Annotated in this window: 18 protein-coding genes and 1 pseudogene; 11 read left to right on the forward strand and 8 right to left on the reverse strand. The window is 65.6% G+C overall.

From position 1 onward, the window contains the following. Window positions 1-4: 4 nt before the first annotated feature. Complete coding sequence (locus ACZY0B_RS17245; protein ID WP_463765359.1) at window positions 5-1030, reverse strand: AurF N-oxygenase family protein; 1026 nt, start codon at window positions 1028-1030, stop codon at window positions 5-7. Window positions 1031-1266: 236 nt separating this feature from the next. On the opposite strand from ACZY0B_RS17245, the gene serC reads away from it, so the two are divergent. Next, window positions 1267-2385 (forward strand): phosphoserine transaminase, encoded by a 1119-nt coding sequence (serC, locus tag ACZY0B_RS17250; RefSeq protein ID WP_463765360.1) that lies wholly within the window; start codon window positions 1267-1269, stop codon window positions 2383-2385. Window positions 2386-2496: 111 nt separating this feature from the next. Then, the gene (gene sepH / locus ACZY0B_RS17255) at window positions 2497-3267 is read left to right on the forward strand and encodes a septation protein SepH (RefSeq protein WP_463765361.1); all 771 of its coding nucleotides are present in this window, start codon (window positions 2497-2499) and stop codon (window positions 3265-3267) included. Here sepH and ACZY0B_RS17260 read toward each other — a convergent pair whose 3' ends face one another. The 3 genes from ACZY0B_RS17260 to ACZY0B_RS17270 are packed head-to-tail and all read right to left on the reverse strand — an operon-like array spanning window position 3268 to window position 4804. After that, window positions 3268-3555, reverse strand: coding sequence for a DUF2537 domain-containing protein (locus ACZY0B_RS17260; protein WP_463765362.1), 288 nt, complete (start codon window positions 3553-3555; stop codon window positions 3268-3270). Continuing rightward, window positions 3552-4376, reverse strand: a complete 825-nt coding sequence (locus tag ACZY0B_RS17265; protein ID WP_463765363.1) for a TrmH family RNA methyltransferase — start codon at window positions 4374-4376, stop codon at window positions 3552-3554. Before ACZY0B_RS17265 ends, ACZY0B_RS17260 begins: the two co-directional genes overlap by 4 nt. After that, window positions 4373-4804, reverse strand: a complete 432-nt coding sequence (locus ACZY0B_RS17270) for an Rv0880 family HTH-type transcriptional regulator (RefSeq protein ID WP_370496663.1) — start codon at window positions 4802-4804, stop codon at window positions 4373-4375. Before ACZY0B_RS17270 ends, ACZY0B_RS17265 begins: the two co-directional genes overlap by 4 nt. Before the next feature lie 121 nt (window positions 4805-4925). Between ACZY0B_RS17270 and ACZY0B_RS17275 the strand changes: the two genes are divergently transcribed. The 3 genes and pseudogenes from ACZY0B_RS17275 to ACZY0B_RS17285 all read left to right on the forward strand — a co-directional run bounded on the left by ACZY0B_RS17275 (window position 4926) and on the right by ACZY0B_RS17285 (window position 6216). Continuing rightward, window positions 4926-5201: a DUF2530 domain-containing protein gene (locus ACZY0B_RS17275; RefSeq protein WP_463765364.1), complete on the forward strand. Its 276-nt coding sequence runs from the start codon at window positions 4926-4928 to the stop codon at window positions 5199-5201. Next, a pseudogene (locus ACZY0B_RS17280) lies at window positions 5158-5379 on the forward strand (SRPBCC family protein); the annotation flags it as partial. The gene ACZY0B_RS17275 and the pseudogene ACZY0B_RS17280, both read left to right, overlap by 44 nt. A 246-nt stretch (window positions 5380-5625) precedes the next feature. Continuing rightward, a complete protein-coding gene (locus tag ACZY0B_RS17285) occupies window positions 5626-6216 on the forward strand; it encodes a TylF/MycF/NovP-related O-methyltransferase (RefSeq protein ID WP_463765418.1) in 591 nt (196 codons plus the stop codon). Between the two features lie 72 nt (window positions 6217-6288). On the opposite strand, the gene ACZY0B_RS17290 is transcribed toward ACZY0B_RS17285, so the two are convergent. After that, window positions 6289-7215 carry a DUF3027 domain-containing protein gene (locus ACZY0B_RS17290; RefSeq protein ID WP_463765419.1) on the reverse strand — a complete coding sequence of 309 codons (927 nt, stop codon included), beginning with the start codon at window positions 7213-7215 and terminating at the stop codon, window positions 6289-6291. 117 nt (window positions 7216-7332) lie between these two features. On the opposite strand from ACZY0B_RS17290, the gene ACZY0B_RS17295 reads away from it, so the two are divergent. From ACZY0B_RS17295 to ACZY0B_RS17305, 3 genes are all read left to right on the forward strand, one after another. After that, on the forward strand, window positions 7333-8979 hold the full coding sequence (locus ACZY0B_RS17295) for an MFS transporter (RefSeq protein WP_463765420.1): 1647 nt from the start codon (window positions 7333-7335) through the stop codon (window positions 8977-8979). Continuing rightward, on the forward strand, window positions 8976-9464 hold the full coding sequence (locus ACZY0B_RS17300; RefSeq protein WP_463765365.1) for a DUF2771 domain-containing protein: 489 nt from the start codon (window positions 8976-8978) through the stop codon (window positions 9462-9464). Before ACZY0B_RS17295 ends, ACZY0B_RS17300 begins: the two co-directional genes overlap by 4 nt. Window positions 9465-9584: 120 nt before the next feature. Beyond that, window positions 9585-10475 (forward strand): endonuclease domain-containing protein, encoded by an 891-nt coding sequence (locus ACZY0B_RS17305; protein ID WP_463765366.1) that lies wholly within the window; start codon window positions 9585-9587, stop codon window positions 10473-10475. A 64-nt stretch (window positions 10476-10539) separates the two neighbouring features. Here ACZY0B_RS17305 and ACZY0B_RS17310 read toward each other — a convergent pair whose 3' ends face one another. The 3 genes from ACZY0B_RS17310 to ACZY0B_RS17320 form a co-directional block, all read right to left on the reverse strand. Then, complete coding sequence (locus ACZY0B_RS17310) at window positions 10540-11538, reverse strand: glutathione S-transferase family protein (RefSeq protein ID WP_463765367.1); 999 nt, start codon at window positions 11536-11538, stop codon at window positions 10540-10542. 12 nt (window positions 11539-11550) lie between these two features. Next, on the reverse strand, window positions 11551-13506 hold the full coding sequence (locus ACZY0B_RS17315) for an acyl-CoA dehydrogenase family protein (protein WP_463765368.1): 1956 nt from the start codon (window positions 13504-13506) through the stop codon (window positions 11551-11553). Between the two features lie 70 nt (window positions 13507-13576). Then, window positions 13577-13984, reverse strand: a complete 408-nt coding sequence (locus ACZY0B_RS17320; protein ID WP_463765369.1) for a cold-shock protein — start codon at window positions 13982-13984, stop codon at window positions 13577-13579. Between the two features lie 163 nt (window positions 13985-14147). On the opposite strand from ACZY0B_RS17320, the gene ACZY0B_RS17325 reads away from it, so the two are divergent. The 3 genes from ACZY0B_RS17325 to ACZY0B_RS17335 are packed head-to-tail and all read left to right on the forward strand — an operon-like array spanning window position 14148 to window position 15905. Continuing rightward, window positions 14148-14552 (forward strand): YccF domain-containing protein, encoded by a 405-nt coding sequence (locus ACZY0B_RS17325; protein ID WP_463765370.1) that lies wholly within the window; start codon window positions 14148-14150, stop codon window positions 14550-14552. Continuing rightward, window positions 14549-15634, forward strand: a complete 1086-nt coding sequence (gene moaA, locus ACZY0B_RS17330; protein WP_463765371.1) for a GTP 3',8-cyclase MoaA — start codon at window positions 14549-14551, stop codon at window positions 15632-15634. Before ACZY0B_RS17325 ends, moaA begins: the two co-directional genes overlap by 4 nt. Further along, window positions 15627-15905, forward strand: coding sequence for a MoaD/ThiS family protein (locus ACZY0B_RS17335; protein WP_463765372.1), 279 nt, complete (start codon window positions 15627-15629; stop codon window positions 15903-15905). Before moaA ends, ACZY0B_RS17335 begins: the two co-directional genes overlap by 8 nt. Window positions 15906-16055 lie beyond the last annotated feature (150 nt).

Here is a 16055-nt window from a genome sequence, read left to right on the forward strand (position 1 = left end):
GTGACTACGCGGCCGGGACAGCGGCCAGGTGCTGCCGCTGCGGCTCGCTGCGGTAACGGGACGGCTTGCCGTTGATCTTGCAGATCCGCCACATCAGCCGCGCGGAGCGGTTTTCCATCAGGCCGGTGTCGTAGGCCAGCATCCGGACGTCACCGAACATGTCGCTGAGCCACTTGCGCGATTCCGGCGACCCGAAGAACAGTTCCTTCTTGACCTCACGAGGAATGTCGAACTCACGCCAGAAAGCCTTGGGCGGCACCACAATTGCCCGGCACAACATCTTCATGGTGAGCGGCAAGTACAGTGCGGTCCAGAAACGCTGCCTCTTGGTCAATTGCGGCAGTCGCTTCCGCAGGAACTCGTGCGCGAACGAGATGTGCCGCGCTTCCTCGGCCACGTGGATAGCCATCACCCGTTCCATGATCGGGTGCAGCGACTTACCTTCGCGCAGAACGTTTTTCTGGGTGTGATCGATCGGTTCCTCGCCGGCGAGTACTCCGATGAAGAATGCCACCGGCAGCGGCCCAGCCACTAGCGGAACCAACGGCGAGAACCACTTGAGCATCCGCGGCATGCCCGGAACGTCGGCGCCGATGCGGTTGACCATCTCCTGGAACATCATGGTGTGGTTGCACTCTTCGACGGATTCATGCAAGCAGTACCGATATTCCGGGGATCCGTTCGGCACCCAGAACGTGTAGTTCATCAGGCCACGGATCAGGATCGACTCGAAGTGCAGCCCCACCTTGGCCACGTTGGCCTGGCGCCACATACCGATCGCGATCTTGCGCTCTTCGGACTGAGCCTGATACCAGGGGTGGCGGCCCAACGGGTCGGTCGCCGGCAGAATCCACCGCGAGTCATTCGCGGTGACGGCGAATTCCGTTGATTCCCAATCGATGTCGGTGTACGGGTTGAAGTTACGCCGCACCGACCCCTCAGACAGTGTGGCAAGCATCTTCACGTACTCGGTGTCGTCGCGCACTTCCATCTTGCCGCGCCAACGCCGGACCATTCGCGTCCTAGCCATAGCCAAGCCCTCCCCAACGAGGTTTACATTTGGACGTCGTATGTCTAAACGGTACCGCAGGTACCGGTAATTGACTAGAGCCTTCCCGAACACTGTTGCCTGACCAGTGGTCAGTGGCCTGGTATGGCCTGGCTCACACTCGGTGGCCCGTCGTCGCCCGTTAGGTAGCCACCGCTGACACCGAACAAACGGGCCGCCCCATCACCATCGCCGGTCCGCTCACTACCCTGAGGAGCATGGCTGACCAGCTCCAGATCCCCGCTGACATCAAACCCCGTGACGGCCGCTTCGGGTGCGGCCCCTCCAAGGTCCGACCCGAACAACTACAGGCGCTGACCACCACCGCGGCCGCGCTGTTCGGCACCTCGCACCGGCAGGCGCCGGTCAAGAACCTGGTGGGCCGGGTGCGCAAGGGGGTGTCGGAGCTGTTCTCCGTGCCGGACGGCTACGAGGTCATCTTGGGCAATGGCGGCGCGACCGCGTTCTGGGACGCGGCCGCGTTCGGGCTGATCGACAAGCGCTCGCTGCACCTGACCTACGGCGAGTTCAGCTCGAAGTTCGCCTCGGCGGTCGCCAACAACCCGTTCGTCGGGGATCCGATCATCGTCAAGGCCGACGCCGGTAGCGCACCCGAGCCGCAGACCGACCCGTCGGTCGACGTGATCGCGTGGGCGCAGAACGAGACATCGACCGGCGTCGCGGTCCCGATCCGGCGCCCGGCCGGCTCGGGCGACGCGCTTGTCGTCATCGATGCGACGTCCGGCGCCGGCGGGCTCCCGGTCGACATCAGCGACACCGATGCCTATTACTTTTCGCCGCAGAAGAACTTCGCCAGCGATGGCGGCCTGTGGCTGGCCGTCATGAGCCCCGCCGCGCTGGCCCGAGTCGAGGCCATCGCCGGGTCCGGCCGCTGGGTTCCCGACTTCCTGTCGCTGCCGATCGCGATCGACAACAGCCTCAAGGACCAGACGTACAACACACCCGCGATCGGCACGCTGGTGCTGATGGCCGAACAGCTCGACTGGATGCTGGGCAACGGCGGACTGGACTGGGCGGTCAAGCGCACGGCCGATTCGTCGCAGCGGTTGTACTCGTGGGCGCAGGAGCGGCCCTACACCACGCCGTTCGTCACCGACCCGGCGCTGCGCTCCCAGGTGGTGGGCACGATTGATTTCGTCGACGACGTCGACGCGGCGGCGGTCGCCAAGGCTCTGCGGGCTAACGGGATCGTCGACACCGAGCCGTACCGCAAACTCGGCCGCAACCAGTTGAGGGTCGCGATGTTCCCCGCGGTCGACCCCGATGACATCACCGCCCTGACGCAGTGCATCGACTGGGTCGTCGAACGGCTTTAACGTCGCGCAAACCGCCCAGCGTGTCAGCACAGGTTGTGGGCGTTAGCTGGACTAAAGTGCGCCTCAGTGACGGGTCGTCGCTGACCTGCACAAAGCCTGCGAGGAGATGCCATGCGGGAACTCAAAATGGTTGGGCTCGACGCCGACAGCAAATACATCGTCTGCGAGGGCGATGACCCTGCGGAGCAGTTCAAGCTGCCGGCCGACGATCGACTGCGGGACCTGCTGCGGAAAGAAGGGGCGCCGCCGGAGCAACCGCACCTCGACATCGAAGTCACCAACATGCTGAGTCCCAAAGAGATTCAGGCCAAGATCCGGGCCGGCGCCTCCGTCGAGCAGGTCGCTGCGGCGTCGGGCTCGGACATCTCACGGGTCCGGCGGTTCGCCCACCCAGTGTTGCTGGAGCGCTACCGCGCCGCCGAGCTGGCAACGGCCGCGCATCCCCTGCTTGCCGATGGCCCCGCGGTGATGACCCTGCTGGAGACCGTGAGCACCGCACTGGTCGCGCGCGGCCTGGACCCCGGCGGACTGAGTTGGGATGCCTGGCGCAATGAAGACAACCGTTGGACGGTGCAGTTGGCGTGGAAGGTCGGTCGCTCCGACAACCTGGCGCATTTCTGCTTCATTCCGGGTGCGCACGGCGGAACGGTCGCCGCGATCGACGACGGAGCCAGTGAGTTGATCGACCCCAACTTCGAGCGTCCGCTGCGGCCGCTTGCCCGAGTGGCCCACGTCGAGTTCGAAGAGCCCGCGGTGCCGGCGCCCGCCGAGGCGGCGCCCGCCCCAACTCCGGAACCGCCGGTGCACAGCCGCCGGGGCAAGCCGGTCATTCCGGCCTGGGAGGACGTGCTGCTCGGGGTGCGCTCGGGCGGACAGCGCTAGCTACGACAGGGTGAGGGCGAGCACCACCACCCACGCGATCGCCACGCCCACTCCCGCGCCCAGCACAAACCAACGCAGAACCGGCGTGCGCCGCCATCCCCACAACGTCGGCGCCAGTCCGCCGGCAGCCACCACATTGAGCCCGACGGCCAACAGTGGGTGCACCCGGACCAGCCCGAGACTGAGCACCACAATCGCGGCGCCGGTCACCGCGGCGACAAACCCCGCCACCGTCAAACCCGTTGCCCAGGGCACAGACTGGGTGCGCTGGCCGAGTTTGTCGCTCACTCGCCGAGCCTAACCCGCTCGTAGAACGCCAACGCCGCGGCGGTCGCGACGTTGAGCGAGTCCGTGCCACGCGACATTGGGATACGTACCCGCACATCACTCAAGCGCAGGGTGGCCGGCGTCAGGCCCGGCCCTTCAGCACCCACCAGCACCGCGACGCGGTCGTCGCGCGCGGCCTCCATCGCCTCGGCCAGCGCGCACGCCCCACCGTCCGGAGTCATCGCCAGCAGCCGAAATCCGCTCTCTTTCAGCAACTCGAGATCCGCGGGCCAGTTCGCGGAGCGCGCATACGGCACCAGCAGCGCATGCCCCATGGAAACCCGAACGGCGCGCCGGTAGAGCGGATCGGCGCAGCCGCTGCCGAACACCACCGCGTCCACGCCCAGCCCGGCCGCGTTGCGGAAGATCGAGCCCAAGTTCTCGTGGTCGTTGACGCCTTCGAGCACGGCGACGGTTCGCGCGCCCTCGACCAGCTGCGCGACGGTCGGCTCCGGCACCCGACGCGCGGCGGCCAGCACCCCGCGGTTGAGGTGGAAGCCGACCACCTGGGCCATGACATCGGCGGAGGTTCGATAGAACGGTGCCCCGGCGCCGGCCAGGTCGTCTTCGAGCTCGTCGAGCCTGCGCTCGGTGCCGAGCAGGGCGTGCGGGGTGAAGCGCGACGCCAGCATGCGCTGCACGACGAGCACACCCTCGGCGATCACCAACCCTTTGCCGGTGGGCAGATCGGGGCGCCGGTCGATGCTGTTCAGGTCGCGGAAATCGTCGAGCCGCGGGTCGTCTGGATCATCGACGTCCTGGACATCCAGGGCCGGGCTCACGGGCTTTCGTCGACCAGCGCCAACATCAAGTCGGCCGCCTCGCGAAGGGTGGCGCGCTTATCGCTGTCCATGGTCGCGAGTTGCTCGGCCAGCCACTCCTGGCGGGCACGCCGGGCCGCTTTGACCAATTCGGCTCCGGACTCGGAGACAGACACCAGGACCTGCCGGCCGTCGACGGGGTGTGGGGTCCGGTCCACGAAGCCCTCGTCGGCCAGCGAGGCGATCACCCTGGTCATCGACGGGGGCCGGACGCGCTCGCGAATCGCCAAAGCGCCGGGCGTCATAGCGCCCTCGTTGGCCAGGGTTGTCAACGCCGACAGTTGAGAGAGCGACACCGGGGAGGACGGATTCCGAAACCGCAGTTGGCGCGCAAGTCGCATGACCGCCAACGACAGGTCGGCCGCCAGCCGCGCATCGCTGTCAGGCATGGCGCGAGGTTACATCGGAACATGAGAATCCGCGCTGAGAAACGTCGAACGGTGGCCTGGGACGCATCAGCTGATACGGGCTCCGCCGCGGCGGCATCGGCTGCGGGTTAGATTGATCGCGATGAGTGCCGAACCTGGCCATAGTCCCGAGCCGCCGCCGCTGCCGCCCGCGCTGCTGCAGGCGTGGCCGTTCATCACGATTGGCGCCGTCGGCTGGCTGATCGCCGTGGCCGCCGCGTTTCTTGTTCCCGCCCTAGAGAGTTGGCGTCCGGTGGCACTGGCCGGGCTGGGAACCGGCGTGGTGGGGACGTCGATCTTTCTGCTGCAGCTTGTCGGTGCCCGCCGTGGCGTGCGTGGCGCGCAGACGGGTCTGGAAACCTTTCTCGACCACAAATAGCTCGCCGGCCGCGAAAGTCTGGGCGTTGATCTCCGCCTTCCGGCGCATGCCGCAGTGGAGTCCGCAGTGTCGTTGGATGAAGTCGTTCGGCCCGCTGCGCCCGGGCACCCGAGGCGTCAAGAGCCGGCACGCCGAGAACGGCGTCAGCGCATACTCGAGCTTGTCGGTGAACGCGCTCTCGCCGGCGAACCGCAAAACGGCCGCAGAGAAAGCTGCGCCCGAACAAAAAGCCTTGCTCAGTGACCGCTTCGCAGTAACCCGAAGAGAGACAACGATGACATCAGACCATGCGCATAGCACAGGATTCAACTGGGATCAATTGGTAAAGATGCCCACCGTTAGCAATGAATGGCACAAAGGGCGTCAGGTTCTGAACTTTTACCCCAAGGACAAGGACTTTCGAGATTCGCCGGCGGCGCAGGAAATGGCGACAAAGCACTTTGGCGAGGCCGCCGCTCTAAACACAGATGCTGCTGTGCTCAAATTCGGCTCTGATCATGTTACGCTTCGCGGCGCATTTTTGGAGATGGGCGTGTGTACGGGGAAAACCATCAATTTTATTGCCGCGCTCAATCCGGAGCAACAGATCTGGGGATTCGATTCCTTCGAGGGGCTTCCCGAAGAATGGGCTCGCCCCGATATTTCAGTCCCTCAAGGTACTTTTCGGGTTAACATCGATGGGTGGATGCCACCGGTTCTCCATAATGTAAGCCTGGTAAAGGGACTATTTGATCAGACCCTTCCAAAATTCAAAGAACAAATTTTGAAATCTACTCCCATCGCTTTCTTGCATGTCGATTGCGATATTTATGCATCCACGAAGGAAGTTTTCGACCGGCTGGGCGATAATATCGTATCAGGCACCGTAATAGTATTTGATGAGATGTACAATTATCCAGGAGCCGAAGAGCACGAACTCAAGGCATTCGAGGAATTCCTGGAACGGACCGGGAAAAAATCGGTCTACCTAGCCTACAACCAGTATTTTGAACAAGCGGTTGCGCAGATAGCCTAGCCTCGATATTTGCAGGACAGGTTTTCCGCCAACTCAACATCCTGCTACACGCGGTTGCCCGCAAAACCGGGCCTAGTCCGGCGGCTCGGCCACGTCTGTGGGCGGCTCGGCCACGTCTGCCGGCGGCTTGGGCGGCTCCGCTGGGGGCTCGGGCACGTCTGCCGGGAGCTCCGCCGCTGCTTCCGACGATTCGGCGACCTCTTCCGCCGGCCCGGCTGGCTCCGGCGGCTGCATAACGTCGAGGACGCCGTCGTCGTACGGCTCGTACATCGGCGATCCGCTGCCCGCCGGAGCAGGCGTGTCGGAATGAGCACCGCAGCCGTATTGCTGGTCGACGATGTGTCCGTCGGCCGACAGTTCGTTGCCGCAGACCCCGAACATCGCGCCCAGCGACCCCGCCAGCGGCAGGAAGAAGCCGCAGTCGCGGCAGACTCGTTTGGTGGACCTCGCCATCGTCGAGTCGGGACCGTAGTCACCGGTGTGCCATCGCTCGGCAGCGTCAGCCCGGCCCCAGAGGCCCATCACCCAACGCCGGCCCAGCCCGACCTCGGCGGCCGTCTCGTCGACCTGAGGGTCCCCGCTGGAGGTGAAACCGGGAACCAGTCGTTCGTCGTTCGCGGCCGGTGGCAGCAGATCGCCGGGGCTCAAATCCCCTTGTCGTACCCGCTTGTCCCAGGGCATCCACTCGGGCGCCAACAGCGACGTCGGCCCCGGGATCAGCACAACTTCGCTGATCGTGGCCTGGTCGGCACCGGGATACGCGGCGACCACGGCGGCCCACTGCCACCCGATATAGCCGGGCAGGTGAGCCAAGAACCGGTGGGTGGCGGCGCTCGTGTCCTCGTAACTGACGCCCAGGTAGTCCCCGACCGCGTCCGCGCCGCTGAACTCCACGACGGCCGCCCTGGCCTGGTCGACGGCACCCTTGAGCACCGCCGCCAACCCTTCGGGCCATTCGGCCACGGTTGCCACGGCGGATTCCTCGGTGAGTCCGGTCACGCTCTCTTGTTCATCCATCGCGTCTCCAATACTAGGTTGGCGAGCCACGCCCGGTTGACCCTCGGCATAAGACAGAATTGATTCGTGTCTGGACGGCGGCGTGATGATCCGGGCCGTGTGGGCTCCAACCCGGGCCGCCGGACCCGCGATGGATCGGCGAATCCGCATCCTGGCATGGCCAACTACCCCACCGACGACGCGGACAATCGACGCACGCGCCGCCCACCGCCGCCGCCCAGCGCCAATCGCTATCTCCCGCCGCTGGGTCGCCAGAAACCACCCGACCGCGACACCCCACCCCCGCGTCGCCCCTCCCCCGGCGAACGGATCACCGTCACCCGCGCCGCCGCCCTCCGCAGCCGCGAGATGGGCTCCCGGATGTACTGGATGGTCCAGCGCGCGGCCACCGCCGATGGCGCCGACAAGTCCGGCCTGACGGCGCTGACGTGGCCGGTGGTCGCGAACTCCGCGGCGGACTCCGCGATGGCTGTCGCGCTGGCGAACACACTGTTCTTTGCCGCGGCCAGCGGGGAGAGCAAGTCCAAAGTTGCGCTGTACCTGTTGATCACCATCGCGCCCTTCGCGGTGATCGCCCCGCTCATCGGTCCTGCGCTGGACCGATTGCAGCACGGCCGCCGTGTCGCGCTGGCTCTGTCATTTGGGCTGCGCACCGCGCTGGCAGTGCTGCTGATCATGAACTATGACGGTGCCAGCGGCAGTTTCCCGTCGTGGGTGCTCTATCCGTGCGCGCTGGCGATGATGGTGTTCTCCAAGTCGTTCAGCGTGCTGCGCAGCGCGGTGACACCGCGGGTGATGCCGCCGACCATCGACCTGGTGCGGGTCAACGCCCGGCTGACCATGTTCGGTCTGCTCGGCGGCACCATCGTCGGCGGCGCGATCGCGGGCGGCGTCGAGTTCGTCGGCACACACCTGTTCAAACTGCCCGGGTCGCTGTTCGTCGTCGTCGCGGTCACGATCGCCGGTGCGATGCTGTCGATGCGGATACCGCGCTGGGTCGAGGTAACCGCGGGCGAGGTCCCCGCCACCCTGAGCTATCGCCAGGACAGTGAACCGCTGCGGCGGAGCTGGCATAAGAAAGTGGGCGGGGCACTTCGCCAGCCGTTGGGCCGCAACATTATTACCTCGTTGTGGGGCAATTGCACCATCAAGGTGATGGTCGGCTTCCTGTTTCTGTATCCCGCATTCGTCGCGAAGTCACACCAAGCCAACGGGTGGGCTCAGCTCGCGATGCTGGGCATCATCGGCGCCGCAGCCGGGATCGGTAACTTCGCCGGCAACTTCACCACGGCTCGGCTGAAACTGGGCAGGCCCGCCGTGCTGGTGGTGCGCTGCACCGTGGCGGTATGCGCGGTTGCCTTGGCCGCCGCGGTGGCCGGCACCCTGGCGGCGGCCGCGATCGCCACCCTGATCACCTCCGGTGCCAGTGCAATCGCGAAGGCGTCGCTGGACGCATCGCTGCAAGACGACCTGCCCGAGGAATCCCGGGCGTCGGGATTCGGGCGTTCGGAGTCGACGCTGCAGCTGGCCTGGGTTTTGGGCGGCGCGCTGGGCGTGTTGGTGTACACCGAGCTGTGGGTAGGCTTCACGGCCGTCAGTGCGATTTTGATCCTGGGGCTGGCGCAGACGGTCGTCAGTTTCCGCGGCAACTCGTTGATCCCGGGCCTCGGAGGTAACCGGCCGGTGATGGTCGAGCAGGAAGGCACGCCCCGCGACAGCGGCATGACCGCGGCGGCACCGCAGTGAAACGTGGTGTGGCCGTGCTGGTTGCGGTCGTGGTGACGCTGCTCGCGGTGGGGGCTGGAGTCGGCACGTGGTGGCTCTTGCGTAAACAAGGCCCGCAGCGGCCAGAGATCAGCGCGTATTCGCACGGGCAGTTGATCCGGGTGGGGCCCTACCTATATTGCAACGTGCTCAATCTCGACGACTGTCAGCAGCCGCAGGCTCAGGGCGAGCTGCGCGTCACCGACAACTATCCGGTGCAACTCTCGGTCCCCGAGGCGATTTCGCGGGCACCGTGGCGACTGCTGCAGGTGTATGAGGACCCCGCCAACACCGCGAGCACCATGTTCCGTCCGGGCACCCGGCTGGCCGTCACGATCCCGTCGGTCGACCCCCAGCGCGGACGGCTGACCGGAATAGTGGTGCAACTACTGACCTTGGTGGTGGACCCGGCAGGTGAACTGCACGACGTGCCGCACGCGGAATGGTCCGTCCGGCTCACACACTAGCGCCGAACGTCGACCGCTTTGAAGCGTCGAACGTCGACTTCTTGCGCCGTTTAGCGCCCTTTTGGCGCAATAAGTCGACGTTGGGCCGACGGTGTCGGTGCAGCGGAGCACTCTGTCAGCATGCAACCGCTGGAGTGGCCGTTCAGAGGAACTGAAGCGCTGGCAGCCGGAGTCGTCACGCCGCATCGATTGCGGACCGATTTCGAACCGGTTAATCGCAATGTGTACATCCCGCGAGGCAAGAAGCTGACGCCTGTGACCCGGGCCATCGCTGCGTGGCTTTGGTCAGGGCGTTCCGCAACACTGGCGGGCCTGTCCGCCGCGGCGCTACATCGCACCGCATGGATCGACGATTGGCTGCCAGCGGAGTTGAACCGGCGCAGTCGAGACAAAGCATGCGGCATCATCGTGCATAGCGACTCACTCGATGAAGATGAAGCGTGTGTGCGCGACGGGGTCAGTCTGACCACCCCGGCCCGCACGGCGTTTGACCTAGGCAGACGAAAAGGTCTGACCGCAGCGGTAATTCGGCTGGATGCACTGATGCACTCAACCGAGTTGAAGCAAGCCGATGTCGAACTCCTGGCCGACCGGCATCGGGGCGTGCGTGGGTTAGTGCAGTTGCGACAGGCCTTGCAGACGTGCGACGGCGGCGCCGAATCACCCTACGAAACAAAGACTCGCCTGGCCCTGCTCGGTGGTGGATTGCCGCGGCCGCAAACCCAGATCGCGGTGCTCAACGACTGGGCCGCGGTAATTGCGCGCATCGACTGGGGGCACCTCCCACTTGCGGGGGAGGGCTGGGAGGAATGGAAGGTCGGTGTCGAATTCGACGGCGCGCAACACTGGATCGACCCAGTGCAGCGAACCAGGGACATCGATCGACTCGCCGAACTTCAGGACCGGGGCTGGACGATCATCCGGGTGAGCGCCGACATGCTGCGACACCGGCCCCACGTCGTCGTGGCACGCACCCGCACTGCCCTACTCGCAGCGGGTTGCCCCCTCTGAACGCCGAACGTGGAGTTGTTGGGCAAAAGCGGCATGATTTCGCCCAACAAGTCGACGCTCGAGCTCAGAAAAAGGCCGGCACTTGCTCGCCGTCGATCGGCGGCCCGGGCGGCGTTCCGTCTCCGAAAGGCTTGCCCCCCAATGCTTCCCGCCCGTGCGCGGTAAGCCAATTAGTCAGATCCGGACCTTTGGGAACGATACGGGTCGGATTGATGTCGGCGTGCACGATGTAGTAGTGCTGCTTGATCTGGACGAAGTCGACGGTGTCGCCGAAACCCGGCGTCTGGAACAGGTCACGCGCGTAGGCCCACAGCACCGGCATCTCGCTCAGCTTGCTGCGGTTGCACTTGAAGTGCCCGTGGTAAACCGGGTCGAAGCGGGCCAGCGTGGTGAACAGTCGCACGTCGGCCTCGGTAATGTTGTCGCCCACCAGGTATCGCTGGTTGGTCAGGCGATCGCTCACCCAATCCAGCGCGGTGAACAGCCGGTCATAGGCGGCCTCGTAAGCCTGCTGCGAGCCGGCGAAACCGCACCGATACACCCCATTGTTGATTTCGGTGTAGATCCGCTTGCTCACCTCGTCGATCTCGGCGCGCAGCCGCTCGGGGTACAGCTCGGGCGCTCCGGCACGATGGAAGGCGGTCCACTCGGTCGACAGGTCCAGGGTCATCTGGGCGAAGTCGTTGGTGACGACCGCGCCGGTTGGGACGTCGACGATCGCCGGGACCGTAATCCCCTTGGGATAGTTGGGAAAACGCTTGAAGTAGGCATCCTGCAGCCGCGGGATCTTCAGAACCGGGTCGACGCCACCCGGGTCGAGGTCGAACGTCCAACTGCGCTGGTCATGGGTGGGACCGCAAAACCCAATGGAGAGAACATCTTCCAAGCCCAGCAATCGCCGGACGATGATCGCACGATTCGCCCAAGGGCAGGCGCGAGCGACGACGAGCCGATACCGCCCCGGCTCTACGGGATAACCGTCGCGTCCGTCGGCGGTGATGCGAGTGGTGATGTAGTCGGTGTCGCGGGTGAATTCGCCGGCACCGGCAACGTAGGTGGCCATGCGACAATTCTGCTACTCGGCGACTGAGCCCGTCGACGCGGACACCGTCAGAAACCGCCGAGCCAGATTGGCCTCGGTCGACTCCCCCGCTTCCCAGTGCGCGATCCACGGCCCGGTGCCCTCCGACTGATCGACGATCCCGTCCTCCAGCCAGCTGTACCGGCCCTGCATCACATCGTGGGTCAGCTGCACATCACTGCTGTCGGTGTTGGTCCACAACGCGGCGAACAGCGCCTCGACCCGCAAGGTCGCTTGCTGGCAGAACGCATCGGCCAGCTGGTAAGCCTGTTGCCCCAGCACCGGATCCGCGACGCGCTGCCCCTTGGCGCGCACGCACGCCGCCGACATCGCGAACAGCTCCGCACCGATATCGACGATGCGGCCCAGGAACCCCTGCTTCTGCTCCAGTTTCGCTTGCCAGCGCGCCATGCCGTAGAAGGTGTTGCGGGCCAGCTTGCGGGTGCAGCGTTCGATGAACCGCAGGTGTGACGCCAGCGGGCCGAACTCGCTGTACGCCCTGGGCCGCTGTCCGTCACCAAAAACCAGCTGCGGCAACCACTTTGCATAAAATCCGCTCGCGCCGACTGCGGCGGCGGCCTTCTCTCGCAGCTTCGTGTCGGGTTTCGCGAGGTCACCGGCGGCGCTCAAGTGGGCATCGACGGCTTCCCTGGCGATGAGCAGCTTCATGATCTCACTGGATCCTTCGAAGATGCGGTTGATCCGCAGATCGCGCAGCGCCTGCTCGGCCGGTACCGCGCGCTCGCCGCGCGCCGCTAGGGATTCCGCGGTTTCATAGCCACGGCCCCCACGGATCTGCAGCAGCTCATCGGCGATGACGCAGGCCATTTCACTGGACCACAACTTGGCCAGCGCCGCCTCGATGCGGATGTCGTTGCGCCCTTCGTCGGCCATCTGGGCAGACAGTTCGAGCACGGCATCGAGCGCATAGTTGGTGGCGGCGATGAACGAGATCTTGTGGGCCACCGCTTCATGTTTGGCCAACGGCTTGCCCCACTGCACCCGCTCGCCCGACCATTCGCGCGCGATCTTCAGCGCCCACTTGGACGACCCCGTCGCGTTCGCGGGGATCGAGAGGCGTCCGGCGTTGAGCGTGGTCAGCGCGATCTTCAGGCCGTCGCCTTCCCGCCCGATCAGGTTCTCGCTGGGCACCCGGACCGCGTGCAATCGGGTCACGCCGTTCTCGATGCCGCGCAGTCCCATGAACTTGTTGCGTCGCTCCACGGTGATCCCGGGCGAGTCCGCTTCGACCACGAACGCGCTGATGCCGCCGCGGTGCCCGTCGCTCTTGGGTACCCGGGCCATCACCACGAGCAGTTCGGCGACCACGCCGTTGGTGGTCCACAACTTCACGCCCTCGAGTTCGTAGGCCTGCCCGTCGTCGACCGGCGTCGCGGTAGCGGCCAGCCGCGCGGGGTCGGAACCCACGTCCGGCTCTGTCAGCAGAAAAGCCGAGATCGCGCCGGCGGCACAGCGCGGCAGAAACTTCCGCTTCTGCTCGTCGGTACCGGCAAGCTTCAGCGGCTCGGGCACGCCGATCGACTGATGCGCCGAGAGCAGCGCTCCGAGACTGGGGTGAACCGACGAAATCATCATCAACGCCCGGTTATAGGCGACTTGCGACATGTTGAGTCCGCCGTATTCGGACGGAATCTTCATGCCGAAACAACCCAATTCGGCTAAGCCCTTGACGTATTCATCGGGAATCTGCGCATCGCGCTCGATGACACTGCCCTCGACGGTGTTCAGGAATTCCCGCACCTTGCCAAGGAACTCGCGGGTGCGCGCCTCGTCGGCGTCCGACGGTTTGGGGAACGGGTGTATCAGTTCCAACGGAAAATGACCGAGAAACAACTCTTTGGCGAAGGACGGTTTATCCCAACCACTTTCGCGGGACTCTTCGGCGAGAGCTCTCGCCTGCTCCTCGGTGACCTGCGCCTGCTGTGCCATCGCAGCCTCCTCGCTACACGACTATCGCGAGGAGTGAGTACCCAAACTGAGACGCGGTACTCGCTCCGGGTTAGGCGTCGAGTTCCCGGGCCACGGCCTTGACCACCTCGGAGACGCGACGCGCCACCTTGCGGTCGGGGTAACGCCCCTTGCGCAACTCGGGCTGCACCGCGCTCTCCAGCAGCGTGATCATGTCCTCGACCATGCCGTGCAGCTCATCGGGGCCGTGCTTGTGTTCGACCGGTGTCTCGCGGCGCGTCTTGGCAAGGGTGGGCGGCGGATCGATCAGCTTGAGACTCAACGCCTGCGGTCCGCGCCGGCCAGAAGCCAAGCCGAACTCCACCCGCTGCCCTGCCTTGAGGCCCTCCACACCCTCGGGCAACGCCGACGAACGGACGTAAACGTCCTCGCCCTCTTCCTGGGACAGGAAGCCGAACCCCTTTTCGGCGTCGTACCACTTAACCTTGCCGGTCGGCACTGGTCTCACCTGCTTGTCTGAAGGAATAACTAGGAATGGACACACGAGAAGCGCCCCGCCTGTGCAGGACGCGATGCGGATTCAGATCCTACTCGGGTGGTTGGCGGGCAAGCACCCCCGTTTCCTCGTTACTCGCTAGGCTGGCAGTACTGCTGGAGGAGATATGCGCCTGATTCTGAACATAATCTGGCTGGTATTCGGCGGCCTCTGGATGGCCGTCGGATACCTGATTGCGGCGCTCGTCAGCTTCTTGCTCATCATTACGATTCCGTTCGGGTTTGCGTCGCTGCGCATCGCCTCCTACGCGTTATGGCCATTCGGCCGGACGATCGTCGACAAGCCGACCGCCGGAACCGGCGCCCTGATCGGAAACGTCATCTGGATAGTGCTGTTCGGCATCTGGCTGGCGATCGGTCATCTGGTGAGCGCGGCGGCCATGGCGGTGACGATCATCGGGATTCCGCTGGCGCTGGCCAACCTCAAGCTGATCCCGGTGTCGCTGATGCCGCTGGGCAAGGAGATCGTTCCGGTCGGGTCGCCGGCCCCACTGGCACGGGTTCCCGCATGACGCTGACCGCACTGGGCGTGCCGACGGTCCCGAGCCCGACGAGCGGCCCGCCACTCGACGCCGCGGACGCACCGACCGAGGGCCCGCTGCTCGACACCTACGGCAGGGCCGCGACCGATCTGCGGGTGTCGCTGACCGATCGCTGCAACCTGCGCTGCAGTTACTGCATGCCGGCCGAAGGACTGGACTGGCTGCCCGGCCAGCAGCTGCTGCGACCCGACGAGCTGGGCCGCCTGATGCATATCGCCGTGACCCGGCTCGGTGTGACCAGCGTGCGCTTTACCGGCGGTGAGCCGCTGTTGTCCCGCCACCTCGAAGAGGTGGTCACGGCGGCGGCCGGATTGCGGCCTCGTCCCGAGATCTCGGTGACCACCAACGCCGTCGGACTTGCGCGCCGGGCCGCGGGGCTGGCCGCCGCAGGGCTGGATCGGGTCAACATTTCGCTGGACAGCGTGAACCGGGATCGCTTCGCGGCGATCACACGCCGGGACCGGCTCGCTGACGTGCTGGCCGGCCTGGCCGCCGCCAAGGCAGCGGGGCTGACGCCGGTCAAAGTCAACGCCGTGCTGGATCCCGCCACCGGCCGCGAGGATGTCATTGAACTGCTGGGGTTCTGCCTCGAGCACGGCTACCAGTTGCGCGTCATCGAACAGATGCCGCTCGACGCCGGGCACCAATGGCGCCGGGACGCCGCGCTGACGGCCGACGACGTGCTGGCGGCGCTGCGGCCGCACTTCCGGCTGCGTCCGGACCCGACCCCGCGTGGTTCCGCGCCGGCCGAGCTCTGGCTGGCCGACACCGGCCCGAATACGCCGGGCGGAAAGTTCGGTGTCGTCGCGTCGGTGTCGCACGCCTTCTGCTCGACCTGTGATCGCACCCGGCTGACGGCCGACGGCCAGATCCGCAGCTGCCTGTTCTCCACCGACGAGACCGACCTGCGAGGTCTGCTGCGCGGCGGGGCGACCGACGACGCGATCGAGGCGGCCTGGCGCACCGCGATGTGGGGCAAGCCCGCCGGCCACGGAATCAACGACCCGAACTTCATCCAGCCCGACCGCCCGATGAGCGCGATCGGTGGCTGACCTCCCCGTCGACGCGGACGGCATCCAGGTGACCATCCGCTACTTCGCCGCGGCGCGCGCGGCCGCCGGAGCCGAATCGGAAGCGGTGGTGCTGCGCCAGGGCGCCACGGTGGCCGAGTTGGTTGAAAGGCTCGCCGGTTCGGGTACCCGACTCGCAACCGTGTTGAGCCGCTGCTCCTACCTCTGCGACGGCATTGCGGTTCGCGACGAAACCAAAGCGTTGCGCTCGGGTAACACGATTGACGTGTTACCTCCCTTCGCCGGCGGCTGATTTTGTGAGATAGCTCACGTAACGGAATGATAACGGCGCGGACACGGCCCGATATCGGGTAGTAGTGACCTGCGCAAATCCCCGGTGTTCCTGCGGCTTTCGCAGATGTCCGTGGGGGAAACGCCGAGTTTCGTAGAAAGTGACGCGGTC

The sequence above is a fragment of the Mycobacterium sp. IDUB_19 genome (assembly GCF_055419445.1).